The organism is Pseudoalteromonas ostreae (assembly GCF_018069805.1).
Taxonomy (GTDB): domain Bacteria; phylum Pseudomonadota; class Gammaproteobacteria; order Enterobacterales; family Alteromonadaceae; genus Pseudoalteromonas; species Pseudoalteromonas ostreae.
The window spans coordinates 70,679-84,129 of the sequence record NZ_JAGPYN010000014.1; the positions used below are offsets into that span (position 1 = coordinate 70,679).

At 39.7% G+C, this 13,451-nt stretch carries 11 protein-coding genes; 8 read left to right on the forward strand and 3 right to left on the reverse strand.

Translation table 11 applies throughout. The annotated features are described in order from the left end of the window. Window positions 1-5: 5 nt before the first annotated feature. From J7338_RS12710 to J7338_RS12720, 3 genes are read left to right on the forward strand one after another with little or no spacing between them, the layout of a single operon-like run. Complete coding sequence (locus J7338_RS12710) at window positions 6-1,562, forward strand: tryptophan halogenase family protein (protein WP_210797419.1); 1,557 nt, start codon at window positions 6-8, stop codon at window positions 1,560-1,562. A 35-nt stretch (window positions 1,563-1,597) separates the two neighbouring features. After that, the gene (locus J7338_RS12715) at window positions 1,598-2,344 is read left to right on the forward strand and encodes a SapC family protein (protein ID WP_210797420.1); all 747 of its coding nucleotides are present in this window, start codon (window positions 1,598-1,600) and stop codon (window positions 2,342-2,344) included. Further along, window positions 2,337-3,059, forward strand: coding sequence for a DUF6445 family protein (locus tag J7338_RS12720; RefSeq protein ID WP_228732983.1), 723 nt, complete (start codon window positions 2,337-2,339; stop codon window positions 3,057-3,059). The genes J7338_RS12715 and J7338_RS12720 overlap by 8 nt, the downstream gene beginning before the upstream one ends. Window positions 3,060-3,224: 165 nt before the next feature. Here J7338_RS12720 and J7338_RS12725 read toward each other — a convergent pair whose 3' ends face one another. Continuing rightward, complete coding sequence (locus tag J7338_RS12725; protein ID WP_145240576.1) at window positions 3,225-3,854, reverse strand: response regulator; 630 nt, start codon at window positions 3,852-3,854, stop codon at window positions 3,225-3,227. Further along, the gene (locus J7338_RS12730) at window positions 3,851-5,014 is read right to left on the reverse strand and encodes a sensor histidine kinase (protein WP_145240578.1); all 1,164 of its coding nucleotides are present in this window, start codon (window positions 5,012-5,014) and stop codon (window positions 3,851-3,853) included. The genes J7338_RS12725 and J7338_RS12730 overlap by 4 nt, the downstream gene beginning before the upstream one ends. A 267-nt stretch (window positions 5,015-5,281) precedes the next feature. Between J7338_RS12730 and J7338_RS12735 the strand changes: the two genes are divergently transcribed. The 4 genes from J7338_RS12735 (at window position 5,282) to J7338_RS12750 (ending at window position 11,485) form a co-directional block, all read left to right on the forward strand. Then, window positions 5,282-5,695 (forward strand): DUF2141 domain-containing protein, encoded by a 414-nt coding sequence (locus tag J7338_RS12735; RefSeq protein WP_145240580.1) that lies wholly within the window; start codon window positions 5,282-5,284, stop codon window positions 5,693-5,695. Between the two features lie 10 nt (window positions 5,696-5,705). Continuing rightward, window positions 5,706-7,202, forward strand: coding sequence for a carotenoid oxygenase family protein (locus J7338_RS12740; RefSeq protein ID WP_210797421.1), 1,497 nt, complete (start codon window positions 5,706-5,708; stop codon window positions 7,200-7,202). A 224-nt stretch (window positions 7,203-7,426) separates the two neighbouring features. Continuing rightward, entirely contained in the window at window positions 7,427-7,954 is a 528-nt protein-coding gene (locus J7338_RS12745) for a hypothetical protein (RefSeq protein ID WP_210797422.1), read from the forward strand. Window positions 7,955-8,233: 279 nt separating this feature from the next. Next, complete coding sequence (locus J7338_RS12750; protein ID WP_210797423.1) at window positions 8,234-11,485, forward strand: S41 family peptidase; 3,252 nt, start codon at window positions 8,234-8,236, stop codon at window positions 11,483-11,485. 133 nt (window positions 11,486-11,618) lie between these two features. Here the strand turns inward: J7338_RS12750 and J7338_RS12755 are convergent, their stop codons facing one another. Next, the gene (locus J7338_RS12755) at window positions 11,619-12,269 is read right to left on the reverse strand and encodes an NAD(P)H-binding protein (protein ID WP_210797424.1); all 651 of its coding nucleotides are present in this window, start codon (window positions 12,267-12,269) and stop codon (window positions 11,619-11,621) included. A gap of 410 nt (window positions 12,270-12,679) precedes the next feature. Between J7338_RS12755 and J7338_RS12760 the strand changes: the two genes are divergently transcribed. Next, window positions 12,680-13,396: an enoyl-CoA hydratase/isomerase family protein gene (locus J7338_RS12760; RefSeq protein WP_228732984.1), complete on the forward strand. Its 717-nt coding sequence runs from the start codon at window positions 12,680-12,682 to the stop codon at window positions 13,394-13,396. The last annotated feature ends 55 nt before the right edge of the window (window positions 13,397-13,451 follow it).

Below are 13,451 nucleotides of genomic sequence, written 5' to 3' on the forward strand. Positions count from 1 at the left end.
TTAAAATGAAACAACAGGAAAAAAGCATAAACACAGTGATTGTCGTGGGTGGTGGTATTGCGGGTTGGTTAACTGCGGGGCGATTGGCTGCAGAGCATAAGAGTAATACGGACGTTGGCGTCAAGGTCACGTTAGTCGAATCGCCAAACGTACCAATTATTGGCGTTGGTGAAGGTACTTGGCCAACAATGCGCAGCACTTTAATCGCTTTGGGTATCAGTGAAACCGACTTTATCTGTGAGTGTGACGCTAGTTTTAAACAAGGTGCTAAGTTTGCACAATGGGTGGATGGTGGCGAAGATGATTATTATTATCACCCATTGGTTTTACCGCAAGGATTCACTAAAACAGATATGGCAGGATATTGGTTAAACGATAGCGAGCAATCATCATCGTTTTCTAATGCGGTATGTTTTCAAGAAGCACTTTGCGAGCAAGGTCTTGCGCCAAAGACGATCAGAACGCCTGAATATGGCGCTGTCGCCAATTACGCTTATCATCTAGATTCAGCTAAATTTGCAGTGTTTTTACAAAAACACTGCATTGAAAATTTAGGTGTAACCCATATTTTAGCTGATGTTACTAAAGTTAACAGCATCGAAAATGGTGATATAGGTAGTTTAACAACAAAGCAGGCCGGAAATATAAGTGGCGATTTATTTGTTGATTGCAGTGGTTTTTCATCGTTATTGCTCGGAGGTCATTATCAAGTGCCGTTCAAATCCTATCGTGATGTTTTATTCATAGATACGGCTTTAGCAGTACAGGTACCCTATGAAAATGACTGTAGCCCAATCGCTTCACATACCATCTCGACGGCGCAAGAAGCAGGTTGGATCTGGGACATAGGTTTACAACATCGCCGTGGTGTTGGTTATGTGTATTCGAGCAAACACAGTACTGAAGCGCAAGCAAGGGCAAGACTTGCCGACTATATAGGCGATAAGATTGATTCACTGACAATCAGAAAAATTCCGATAGAAAGTGGCCATCGCAGTCACTTTTGGCAAAATAATTGTGTTGCTGTTGGATTGTCTGCTGGCTTTTTAGAGCCACTTGAAGCGTCTGCTCTTGTGTTAGTTGAGATGTCAGCGCAAATGATTAGCGAGCAATTGCCACCGACTCGCGAGGTAATGGACATTACAGCGAAACGCTTTAACGATACATTTCTCTACCGCTGGGGGAAAATAATCGACTTTTTAAAGCTGCACTATATTTTGAGTAAGCGCACCGATAATGCGTTTTGGATAGATAATCGCGATCCTCAAACGATCCCACAAAGCTTGCAAGATTTAATGCAACTTTGGCAATATCGCGCGCCTGCTGATTATGATTTTGCCAGTAATAATGAAGTGTTTCCTGCTGCAAGCTATCAGTATGTCTTGTATGGAATGGGCTTTAAAAGTGATTACAGCAACTCACCTCATTTATTAAATGATAAAACATTTGCACAGAGTCAATTTACTAAAAATAAACAGATGATCCAGCAGGCTATTACAACGTTACCGAGTAACAGAGAGTTACTTAATAAAATTAAGCTGCATGGGCTTAGTACAATTTAATTGTGCTGTGAAATATAAAGAATAAAGAGAACAATATGACTAATTTAGTTGCAATTAATTACGGCGCTCACAAACATTTAAAAATTGATACCGCGAAAACTCAAGAACACAGTGCCACGCAAAATATGCTTCCCGTTGTAGTTGCTGAATTTAGCCAAGTATCTGTGCAACATCCGATCGTACTTGCTAAGAGTGGTGAAACAGGCGAATTTACCTTAACGGCATTATTAGGTTTTGAGCAACATGAAAATTTATTTTCGAAAGACGGTCAATGGCAAGGAGTTTACATACCATTACAGTTACAAAGGCAGCCATTTTTTGTCGGTGATATACAAACTGAAGTAGCAGGAGATTATGCGGTTTGTATAAACTTAGACAGCCCATCGATAGTTCGCGACTTAGCGCAAAATAACGTCAATGACATCCAGATATTATTTACTGAAAGCGGTGAAGATAGTGATTATTTTGTTAAAATGAAACAATGCTTAGGGTATTTATTGCAAGGCGAAATAGAAAATAAAGCCCTGATCGACACATTGTTAGCGCTTAATTTAGTGCAGCCTCTTTCCCTTGACGTTACCTTTTGCAATAAGCAAAGTTCACGTTTAAACGGTCTATATACGGTAAGTGAAGAGAAAGTAGCGGCACTAGATCCTGAACAAATAGGGCGTTTACATAAAGCACAACAGCTTAAACCAATCTACACGATGATCAATTCATTGGGTCAACTGTACCCACTTATTGAACGTAAAAATCAGCAGTTAGTTAGTGTAAATGACTAGTGCTACTTTTTTAAACCCGGCAATGAAAGTTACACGCTTAGTTGTTGGTAATGAGCGCATACCTGTTTTAGTGATTGATGATTTAAGTTTAAACTATAATGAACTCATCGCCTGTGCTTGTGAAAACGTTAATCATAGCTCGGCATTTACTGCATCTAATGGAGATTTATACCCAGGGGTTCGCAAACCATCACCGGCTAACTATAGTGAGCAACTTAAAGAGTTACTCCCTATCTTAAAGTCGTCGTTCAATTTTATCGATAGCAATGACATGAAAGTGGTTTTTTCTGCGTTTTCAATTGCCACAACACCGGAAACAAAATTAAGGCCCATTCAAATGTTGCCTCACTTTGATACTCCTAGTGTTAACCAGCTTGCTGCTGTGCATTTTTTATGTGCAAAAGCATATGGTGGAACGTCCTTGTATCGGCATAAAGCATCTGGCTTTGAACGTATAACACAGCAGCGACTCGCACCGTATCGTGCAATGATCAAACAGCAAGCCATTGCTCAAAGGCTCCACGAACGTCCTAGTTATATTTCCAGTGATACAACATTGTTTGAGCAAATAGCCTCACTAGAGGCGAAACCGAATAGGCTTATTGTATATCCAAGTAATGCCTTGCATTCTGGTAATATTAATCCTGATTTAGGACTATCTAGTAATCCATCAACAGGCCGTTTAACCATTAGTAGCTTCCTAGCCTTTGGGTAATAACAAAGGCTAGGAAGCTAAAGTAACCTGAGCGCAGATTTAGTATTTTGATTGAATGGCTGAGTTTGTAGATGTTATATCTAAAGTAGAAATATAAGTTATATCGTTTGTTTATTGGTAATACTGTAAAATAAACATGTACTTAAAAAGCTTGTGTAAGATAATTCATATAATTTTCGCGCTCAATGCTTTAAGTACTGCGCGGGTTCTATCGCGGGTATTGAGCTTTGCCAGTAAGCTTGATACATGATTCTTAACGGTTCCTTCAGCTAAAAAAATGGCTTGAGCTATTTCTTTATTAGATAGTCCAGCTGCGATCAGTTTTAAAATATCAGTTTCGCGTTCACTCAGCGGTTCAATTTCATTATCCCCAAAGGTCGACAGCTGTGCTGCATTTAGCTGATTTAATAACACTGGCTCTGCTAAGGTTTGTCCGTTGTATACACGATGGACTGCATGATGAAGCTTTTCGGTGTCGACATCTTTGAGTAAGAATCCATTAGCTCCTGCTTGCATTGCATCGACAAATAACTGCGGATCATCAAAAGTTGTTAAGATAATTACCTTACAATCAAAATGCTGTTTGCGAAGTTGGGTTAGTGCTTCGATACCATTGACGCCAGGCATCCTAATATCCATTAATAGTACATCAATGGGATCAGAGGATAGCTGCTCGCATACTTTGATGCCTGAGTCGAGTTGCCAACAGACGGTAAATTCGTCCGCTAAAGAGAGTAAATTGGCGATCCCCTCGCGGATCAGTGCTTGGTCGTCGACAATGGCTAGTCTGATCATAATGTGTCCTTAAGGGGGAGGGTGACATGTAAGCAAAAACGCTCTGGCGTTTGCTTGATTTCCATACAGCCTTGATATTCACTTACCCGCTCTTTGATTGAGTTTAAACCACAGCCGAAATTCAAATCACTTTGTTGGGATTGCTGATTAATAATATCTAAGGCTAACATTTTGTTGGTCTGTGATAGTCGCACTTCAATGTGTTTAAATTGGCTATGCTTAATCGCATTGGTAATTGCTTCTTGACACACTCTTAATATACATTCGGCTTGCTTATGGGAATGGATCTGCAGCGCATTGTCGATGTTAACAGCAAAATTGTAACCAGGTAACCGATCTGCAATTTCATTGAGTGCTGTTTTTATATCAATATCACCGTCGGTACGAATACTGCGAACCATGTTGCGGATCTCACTCAGTAATGCTTTTGCTAAGTCGCGTGATTGGATCAATGTAGCATGAGAAGAGTCATCATTTGAGTTGGCTGTTTGCTGTGCGGCAAACTCTAAATTTAAAATTAATGCGGTAAGTTGATGGCCACAAATATCATGCAGGTCACGACTGATCTCAAGGCGCTCACCATGACGAATACTATCGGTTAGTAAACTTCGTGTAGAAGCAAGGTGTGCATTCATCAGTGTTAATGCTTTATTTGTTGCAGCTTCTTTGACGGCAACTTTACTGGCGGCAAACGAAAAAATCTCAAAAGCCAAGTAGACACTACTTAGTGTTAATTCATGCCACAGAGAAATAGCATTTTCTTTACTAAAAAAGAGCACCAGCACAAGTGAGCTATGAGCAGCAACCATCGGGACTAAAGCGTATCTCGAGCTAAAAATGAAAGGCAGTTGCCCTGCTATAATCACCAATAAAATATAAATTAATGGGGTGTGTAATATCCAGCCTAATATTAAAGTTGCCAGTATTTGTAAAAATATAAAACAGCTTAAACTGCGAGGATTTTGGTTTACACCATTTGTCAGTGTAATCACTAAAAAGCTTAGTATATACAGCATATAAGCGAGAAAACTGCTTAATAGCGATGTGGCTTGACTAGTTACTAAAGTAAGCGTCATAACTGTGGCGCAGCCTAGTAAGCCCGCTAATGTTAGTTGCCAGTTAATAGGTTTTTTTAGTGTCAATAAAGAGGGCGACTGCATTTCGCTTCCAGCAAAAAAACAAAGTGCTTTAGTTTACGTTAGCTTGTCTTTAAATAGCAATAAAACAGCAATGACTCATTAATTTAAATCAATAAAACAGTATGCGGGTTTTTAAACGCGATGTTAATAAATTTGCTTAATACTAAGACATAAACAAACTAATTTCAAAAAACATGACTTTTGGCACCTGTATTATATGTGGGACTTTTCTACAGTAGCTACATCAGCTTAGCAATAGGTGTTAAGCCACATTAGAAAGAGCTTGTTATGTTTAAAAAATTAGTTTTTACCAGTGCATTTGCAATCAGTAGCTTAGCTGCACAAGCTGCCGAATTAACGGTCGATATTGCGGGGATCACACAGCTTGAAGGTGATATATATGTGGTGCTTTATGACTCAGTCTCTGCTATGGAGTCAAATAAAGCCACGCTAGCATATAAAGGGGCCGTGACTAAGTTACAGACTACAGTAACATTTAGCGATTTAAGCGCCGGTGATTACGCCATTTTGGCTTACCAAGATTTAGATAATAATCAAAAGCTCAATCGTAATATGATTGGTATACCTAATGAGCCATATGGTTTTAGTAATAATCCTCGTTTAATGGGGCCGCCAAGTTTTGACAAATTACGCTTTGCTGTCGGTGATGTTGATCACACTATTCAAATTTCGATTGATTAAGGATATTGCTATGTTACGTCGTGAATTTTTAAAAAAATCAACATACTTAGGCACATGCGCAATTATCGCTAGCCAATGCCCTGCGGTATTTGGAGCAAATGCAAAGCCACAGCCAAGTCATTCTTCTGCTATACAGTCTTCTTTTTTAGGTTGGCAAGGGGTAACGGATAATATTGATCCACATTTTGAACCTTGGCAAGGTGAGCTACCCGTTCAGTTACAAGGTATGACATTTTTCCGCAATGGCCCGGGTATGCAAGAGCGGGCAGGGCAGCGTTACAGCCATTGGTTTGATGGCGATGGGTTTGTTAATCAATTTAAATTTTCACAGCACGGTGTCACTCATCAAGGAAAATTTACACAAACACAGAAGTTTGTCGAAGAGAGTAAAGCAGGAAGGTTTTTATATAATGGTGCAGGCTCAATAATTACTAATGCAAAACCGGCAAAAAATACCCAAGTATTCAATACTGCAAATACGGCATTGTTACCAATGGCCGGTGAGCTTTGGGCTATGTGGGAAGCGGGTACGCCGTATCGCCTTGATCAAGAAACACTCGCAACCAAAGGACAGGTTGATTTTGGGTCTGAATTAAATGGGGTTCCTTTTTCAGCTCATCCTCATGCTGATAGCGATGGTACGATTTGGAACTTTGGCGATATTTCTTTTACAGGTAAACCTTGCATTGTAGTGTATCAACTGACGGCGCAAGGAGGCATAAAACGCTATAAACTTTTACCACTGCCACATCATAGTTATATTCATGATTTTGCAGTGACAGAGCAGTATTTAATATTTTATTTGCCGCCCATGTTACAGCAACTGGGAGAAACTTATATAGAACGATTTAAATGGCAAAAACAATTAGGCAGTCGGGTATTAGTGGTTGATAAGCATAGTTTGCAAGTCGTTAACCAGATGGAGCTTGAAGCTGGATTTGTTTTTCATTTTGGAAATAGTTGGCAACAAAATAATGAACTAGTTGTTAACTTATGTCTGTATCCAGATGCAACTGTAATGACTGATGTAATGGCTAATATAGACAATCACCAAAATCGTATTGCGCATGAACCAGCTAAAGCAGCGCAGCTTAGGCTTAATCTTGTTACTAACAAGGTATCGATTAACTGGGCTGAACCATATATGGAATTTTTGCAATTTGATAAGCGTTTCGCTGCTAAGTCATCGGCTTTGCAGTATGGCGTAGGAATAAGCAAAAATAATCCACATAAAGAGTTTAATGCAATCACAAGATTGAACACGCAATCAGGCCAAAGTCAAAGTTATAGTTTTGGTGATACAGCCCATGTTGAAGAGCCTTTATTTATAGCCAAAACAAATAGTAATAGAGAAGGGCAAGGTTATATCATTAATACGTGGTTGGATTATGGATCGGCTAAAAGTGGTGTTGCTGTTTTTGATGCGGAGAAAATAGGTCAAGGGCCGTTGGCTTCAATGCAATTACCCTATCATTTACCGCTGGGTTTTCATGGAGCAATAGTATAGCAAAAGCTAATTTACAGTTTGCAAAGCAAGTGTGTTTAATTGTTGCTTGGAATCTAACGGTAAAACTCCTTTGCCAGTGAGTTTAATACCGGCGCTTAGGTGCTTAACCATTAGTAGCTTCCTAGCCTTTGGGTAATAACAAAGGGTAATGTTTTTGCAAAAGAAAGCTAAAGTCTTATTATTTTGTGCCGATATTATTGCTAGGATAATTTTAAGGATGAAATATGAAGATCTTACCTGTTATTACTATTCCTGAAGCTCATGGGTTTCAAAGTAAATACGAAAAACGACTTGAAGAACAAGCAGCGCAAACAGAACAGCCTGAATATATTTTGTCTGAGTTTTTAGATGCTAAAGCGCAAGAGTATAGCGAAGATGATGTGAATTTTGCTGAACAGTATAACAATTTACAAAAAGTGTATGAAGATTTCGCTCGAAAGATCATCGTGCTACAAGAACAAATTAATACATTAAAACAAGATCCAATTCAGCGAAATCTCAAGCTTGAAAGCCACAATAGCAACTTTATACAGCTGGAAAAAAATACCGAAGCGCAAAATTTAAAAATAGATCCTGAGCATACTGGTGCGAAAAAATACCGAGATTCTCAACAGCAAGAGCAAATTGATATATTAGTTCAGCAACTTAATGAGCTAAAGTCTAACCACGCAGAAATAAAGAAACAGATGATAGAAATGGTTATCACAGAGCTTAAAAAGCGAGATAACGAAGAATATGATTTTAAAAAATAATTTTAATATTTCCAATGTAGCAGCTTAATTTACGCTATTTATGTTCAAAGTTAATATGCGCTAATTCAAGTTTAAAATTACCTTGCTGCTTTTTGGTGAGTCGGGAGACTGTAACTATTACTCATGAGTATTATTTAACCTGCTCCCTGATTAAGAGAATTACTAAAACACTGATTATAAATATTGTTCAGGTTATTTACACTCTGTTACAGTTATTCGCCGAACAAAGCTGCAATCCATTTTTATGTTGTTATGATGATATAAAATAACAACATAAGGATGGTTAAGTTGAAATTACCTACTTTTTTAACCGCAATAGCGATTGCGGTTGCGCCTACATTCTCACCCATGGCCGCGGCTAATGATACTCAAGATACGCGATTATTGCGTTTCCCTGATATTCATAAAGAGTCGGTTACTTTTGTTTATGCCGGTGATATTTATATAGCAAATATCAAAACGGGTAAAAGCACGCGCTTAACAGATCACATTGGTTTTGAAACATTCCCTAAGTTTTCTCCAGATGGGAAAAGAATCGCTTTTTCAGCACAGTACAATGGTAGCCGCCAAATATATGTAATGAATCGCGATGGCAGTGATCTAAAGCAACTGACTTACTATAACGATGTTGGTGTGATGCCGCCTCGTGGTGGCTATGATTATCGTGTCCTTGATTGGACGCCTGATGGTAAACATATAGTGTTTCGAGCAAACCGTACACCTTATGGTAAGCGTGTGGGACGTCCTTACATGGTCCCTGCCGATGGTGGCTTAGAGCAGCCATTGGCCATACCTGAAACGGGTGGCGGCATGTTATCGCCTGATGGTAAGCAATACGTATATACACCAATTGATCGCGAGTTTCGTACCTGGAAGCGCACTCGAGGGGGCCGCGCACAAGATGTATGGATCTATGATTTAGAGCACAACAAGTCTACGCAGTTAACTACCGATAGAGCCACAGATCAGCAGCCTACTTGGGTGCATGACAATATTTATTATGTCTCAGACAGAGCATACACCTTAAACTTATATAAGCATCAAGACGGCAAAGCACCAGTAAAAGTGACCAATCACACGGATTTTGATGTGCTTTGGCCATCGGCAGGCCCAGATGCCATAGTGTATGAGAATGGTGGTTATTTATACCGTTTTGACGATGCAACGCAGCGTGAAGAAAAGCTGACTATTAACGTACAGGGAAATCGTGAATATACCATGCCTTATAGCAAAAATGTGGCTGGCTTTATTGATTCGATGGATGTATCCCATGATGGTAAGCGCGTGGTTTTTAGTGCCCGCGGAGAGCTGTTCTCAGTACCCGTTAAAAATGGCCCAACACGCAATTTAAGCCATACGCCTAAAGGGCGTGAAATAGCCGCTTCGTGGTCACCAAATGGCCGTTATATTGCCTATATGAGTGATGAAAGTGGTGAGTACGAAATTTATATCCAAGACCGAGCTAATAACAACAAGGTTAAACAACTGACAACTAATGGCACTATTTGGCGTTTTGACCCTGTTTGGTCACCGGACAATAAAAAGCTATTGTTTGCAGATCTAAATCACACCTTATGGTGGCTTGATATAAAAACCGGCAAGCAGCATAAAATTGATACCGCCAAGTATGAAGAAGACGGCTTAACTACGTATATTTGGTCACCTAATAGTGAAGATGTTGTATTTGTTAAAAATAACGAAAATCGTTATGCCTCATTATGGCATTATAATTTAAAAGATAAACAAGTTACACGTCTGACCGACGATATGAGCAGTGAACGAAATCCGGCGTTTTCTCCTGATGGTCAGCAATTGTATTTTACTTCAGAGCGCGACTTTAACTTAACTTTTAGTAGTTATGAATTTGACTACATGTTTAATAATGCCACGCGAATTTATGCTGTTGCTGTCAATAGCAAAATCAAACCGCTGAATACGCCACTGACTGATGAAATAAGTATTGTTGACTCGAAAGCGAATAAAGACGATGACCAGTCAGCTAAACCGCAAAGCACTTATATTGAAAGTGATGGTTTTATGGATCGCGTTGTCGCTCTAAATGCTCCGGCCGGAAATTACAGTGCTTTAACTGCTGTAAAAGATGGCGTATTAACACTCTCTGCGGGTGAGCTAAAATTAATACCTATTGCCGTCGATGGCGAAATTGCCACCGTAGCGAAGGGGGTTAATAGCTATAAAATATCAGCGAATGCGCAGCATATCATTGCTCGCTCAGGTGATAATTACAGTGTAATTAAGCCAGCCGCTGAGCAAGATTTAAAAGCCACCCAGTTAGACTTGCAAAATATGATACTAAAAATTGACCCGCAAACAGAGTGGGCGCAAATGTATCGTGAAGGCTGGCGGACATTACGTGATTGGTTCTACGATGAGAATCACCACGGCCAAGATTGGGATGCTATTTTAAAACGCTACCAACCAATGGCTGATGCAATCGCACATCGCGCCGACCTTGACTATGTGCTAAGCGAAATTGCCGGCGAGATTAACTCCGGGCATATTTATGTCAACTCTGGCGATATGCCAACTGCAACACGTTTACAGCATGGTTTATTAGGCGTAGAAATTAGCGCGCATAAATCCGGTTTTGTAAAAATCGAAAATATCTTTAAAGGCGAAAACTGGCACGAGAACTTCCGCTCACCACTCAACGAGCCGGGCGTTAACGCAAGCGTTGGTGACTATATTGTTGAGGTAAATGGTCGCTCAGTAAAAGATGTGGTTAACTTTTATGAATTACTTGAAAACACCCAAGGTAAATCGGTTGAGTTATTGCTTAGTAAATCCCCGAGCCTGAAAAAAAGTTGGAAGGTAACAGTTAAACCAATCGCAAGTGAAACCGGCTTACGTTATTTACAATGGACGCAAAGCCGTGCTGAATACGTCGATAAACTATCCGACGGTCGTATTGGTTATGTACATTTGCCAAACACACATTACGAAGGTAATCGTTCGTTATTTAAAAACTTTTTACCGCAAACTAGCAAAGAAGCAATGATCATAGATGATCGCTACAATGGCGGTGGTTTTATCCCAGAGCATATGATCACTTGGCTGGCACGTAAACCGCTTAACTACTGGAAGCGTCGTGGCGTTGAGCCAACTAAAACGCCACAGTTTGCCCATGATGGACCAAAAGCTATGCTGATCAACGGTTACTCAGCCTCAGGCGGTGACGCACTACCGTATTACTTCCGCCAAGCAGGTTTAGGTAAACTAATAGGCACTCGCACTTGGGGTGGATTAATAGGTATCTCTGGTAATCCAGGGCTTGTGGATGGTGGCTCTGTGATCGCTGCTACCTTTAGAATACTCGATAATGACGGTAACTGGATCATCGAAAATGAAGGCGTAAGCCCAGATATCGAAGTGATTGATCGTCCAGAGCTTATTCAAGCTGGGCAAGATCCGTCGGTTGAGCGTGCCGTACAAGAGCTGTTAAAAGAGCTTAAGGCAAACCCGAAAAAACCCTTGGTTGTGCCGCCAGCTCCAACAGAGTTTGGTAAGTAGTAAGGTTAATAGGTATTAAAAACTGAGCCAGCATTTGCTGGCTTTTTTTATAGCTTTTTGCGCTGAAGTTCGTATTTAAATTTGTCGGTCGCCATTTATGGTGAAAAGGAACGTATAAGATATGTACTGAAGTTTAACTGTTAAATAGTTCATCTAATCTAAAATATTCAACACCATCACCTGATTGTTTACTGATATTACACATTTTTATGGCAACTTGTTTGCCCGTGATAGGGCGATACTTTCTCAACCTAGGTAACCAACATAAAATAGGTAACAATACACTGCCTAGTTTTTCAGCGAGGCGAAATTCGTTATTACGCTCGCCAAGTAATAACGATGGCTGAATAATGCTGATGCGATTAAATGCTAAAGTTTTAACAGTCTGCTCCAGCTCACCTTTCATTTTTAAATAGCTGTTGCTGCTATGGGCATTTGCACCACTGGAGGATACGAGCAAGTAATGGTGTACTTCGTGTTTTGCAGCAAGTTCAGCGACTTTTAACTGATAATAAAAATCAACCTTACGCTGAGCGGCAATAGAGCCAGCTGCTTTTTTGGTGGTGCCCAAACATGAAAATAAAATATCTGCTTTAAACAGTGATGCATGCTGGGCTAAGTGATCAAAATCAACCACATGATTAACGACTTTGTCACTGTTATAACTAATAGGGCGACGCGTTAGGGTGATAACTTTACTGATATGAGTTGCCATAATTAACTCTTCAACTAAGTGACTGCCCACTAAGCCAGTTGCACCGATAACAATAGCTACATTACTCATACATTCTCCTTTGATAGCCCTAGCAAATAGCCAAAGTATGTTGTAACCATTGTTATGGATCGTTACTTGTATAATACCAATCGACTTAAATATTTAACCATTCTAGCGAGCTAAATAAAGCGCTAACTGCGTTATAAATTTTTCATGTAGAACAACTACATGTCAAAATTTATGCCTTGCTATCACTCCATTTATCTGTCGCTATAAATGGTCAGTAACTTAACACGATTGGTATAATTTTAGATTATTCATAACAAAGAACACAAGATTAATAGTAATACTTATTTTTTAAACAGTTATTCTAGTTATTTAAGCGCTAAGCATGGCATTATATATTTAACTTATTTATCACGTTGTAAAAAAATAATACAAAGTGCGCACCGTGACTCTCTACAATGAAAGGCCTCCTGATGACAATGATGACGTTAGCCACCCACAATACAGTTGCGGTGTTAACCTTAACAAACGGCGAAAACCGCCAAAATCCACATTTTGCACATCAACTAAAACAAGCGTTAGCAGCGGTTGTTGAAAACCAAAACCACAAAGCGCTAGTGATCACCTCAAATGACGATAAGTGTTGGAGTTTAGGCATTGATACTGATTGGTTGTTACCTGCTATGCAAGCAAAAAAGGCCGATGAAATACGTGGTTTTATGTACGATATGGACGATGTATTTAAAACCTTACTGCTTTTTCCTATGCCAGTGATCGCTGCCATTAATGGTCATGCTTTTGGTAACGGTGCAATTTTAGCGTGCGCGTGTGACTTTAGATTTATGCGCGGTGATCGTGGCTTTTTTTGCTTCCCTGAAGTGGATTTATCAATCCCATTCTTACCTGGCATGATCGCCTTTGTGAAAAAAGCGATCCCTTACTATCGCTTTAACGAAATGAAACTGACAGGGCGTCGCGTCTCTGGAGCAGAACTTGCAATTGATCACGTTATAGAAAAAGCCTCAACAGATCAAGATAGTCTATTAGCGGACGCAATGGCGTTTGCCGCTACATTTGATAAAAAGCGCGCCATTTTTGCTGAGCACAAAAAACGTTTACACAAAGCAATAATTAGTGTGATAAATGAAGAAAATAAACCATTTATAGATAATCTAGCTTTGATGGTTTGAGCTATAAGCTGCTCTCAATAACAATCTAAATAAAGATACCTATTTAATTTTAAGG